Source organism: Streptomyces sp. NPDC028314, assembly GCF_055565795.1.
The window spans coordinates 1-1,729 of sequence record NZ_JBVHTP010000036.1 but is presented as its reverse complement, the minus strand read 5'-3'; the positions used below and the strand labels follow the sequence as shown (position 1 = coordinate 1,729).

Here is a 1,729-nt window from a genome sequence, read left to right as displayed (position 1 = left end):
ACGGATCAGCCACCACCTGCTCCAACAACCACACCCAACGCCCAAGCAACCGCTCGACCGACGAACGATCAAACAGATCCGTCGAATACTCGACCGTCGCGCTCACACCTTCTCCGGCGCTGCCTTCGGTGAGGCTGAGCAGCACATCGAAGCGCGAGCGTCCGATGCCGACGTCCTCGGAGCCGACACGCAGCCCAGGCAGGACGAACTCACTCCCGGGGGTGTTCTGAAGAACGAGGGCCACCTGGAAGAGGGGGTGCTGCCCCGGGGACCGCTGCGGGTTCAGCAACTCCACCAGATCTTCGAACGGAACATCCTGGTTGGCGTATGCGGCCAAGCTGGCTTCCCTGACGCGAGCCAGCAGTTCAACGAACGTCGGGTCGCCTGAGGTGTCCGTACGGAGGACGAAGGTGTTGACGAAGAGACCGACCAGATCGTCCAGTGCCTCGTCGGTACGACCAGCCACACCGCTTCCCAGAGCGACGTCGGTCCCTGCACCGAGGCGGGTCAGCAGGGCCGCCATGGCCGCCTGGAGCACCATAAAGACCGTGCTGTTCGAACGACGAGCCAACTCGACGATCTTGCCGTGCAGTTCAGCGCTGAGGTCGTAGACGAGATGCGCTCCTTCGAAGGACGACAGCGCCGGGCGCGGCCGGTCCGTCGGGAAGGTCACCTGCTCGGGGAGCCCCTCAAGCTGGCGGCTCCAGTAACCGAGCTGGCGGGCATAGATGCTGTCCGGGTCGGACGCGTCGCCGAGCAGCTCGCGCTGCCAGAGCGTGTAGTCGGCGTACTGGACCGGCAGTTCGGACCACTGCGGGGCCACGCCCTCGCGCCGAGCGGTGTAGGCCGCGACGAGGTCCCGGGTCAGCGGGCCCATCGACCAGCCGTCGCCTGCAATGTGGTGCACCAGGAGCAGCAGGACGCGCTCGGCGTCACCGAGTTCGAACAGCCACGCTCGTACCGGAATTTCAGCTGATAGGTCGAACCCGTACCGGGCCGCCTGCTCGAGCGCCGCCGGAAGTTCTACTTCGGTCACCGCGCGCCGTTCCCAGTCCAGCAACACGTCCGCCGGATCCAGCACCAGCTGGTGCGGCTCGCCGCCTGCTTCGGGGAAGACCGTACGCAGCGACTCATGCCGGCCGACGACGTCGTGGAGCGCAGCGCGGAGCGCGTCCGTGTCGGCCTCGCCCGTCAGGCGCAGCGCGATCGGCATGTTGTAGGTGGAGGACAGGCCTTCCAGCTTGTGGAGGAACCACAGGCGGCGCTGGGCGAAGGACAGCGGCACGATGTCGGGGCGGGGCATCGGCACCAGGCTGGTGCGAGTACGTCCCGCTTCGGTGAGTCGTGCTGCGAGGCCCTCGACGGTGGGTGTCTCGAAGACTGTGGTGATGGGCAGTTCGGCGTTCAGGACGGTGCGGATGCGGCTGACCAGACGAGTGATGAGGAGGGAGTGGCCGCCGAGGTCGAAGAAGCTGTCGTCGATCCCGACCCGGTCGAGGCCCAGGACCTCGGCGAACAAATTGCAGAGAACCTGTTCCTGGACGGTGCGGGCTGCCCGGCCGCCGGCCGTTGCGGCGTAGTCGGGCTTGGGGAGAGCACGACGGTCCAGCTTGCCGTTCGGCGTCAACGGAAGCCGGTCCAGGACCACCACCGCCGAAGGAACCATGTAGTCCGGCAGGCCCTCCGCGAGATGGGCCCGCGCCGCCTTCACCACCGCGCCGATCCCGCG

Annotated in this window: 1 protein-coding gene; it reads right to left on the bottom strand. The window is 67.3% G+C overall.

Annotation, left to right across the window (positions count from 1 at the left end):
* A partial coding sequence (locus tag ACZ4TG_RS38100; RefSeq protein WP_468173035.1) for a condensation domain-containing protein occupies window positions 1–1,729 on the bottom strand: 1,729 nt, incomplete at both ends.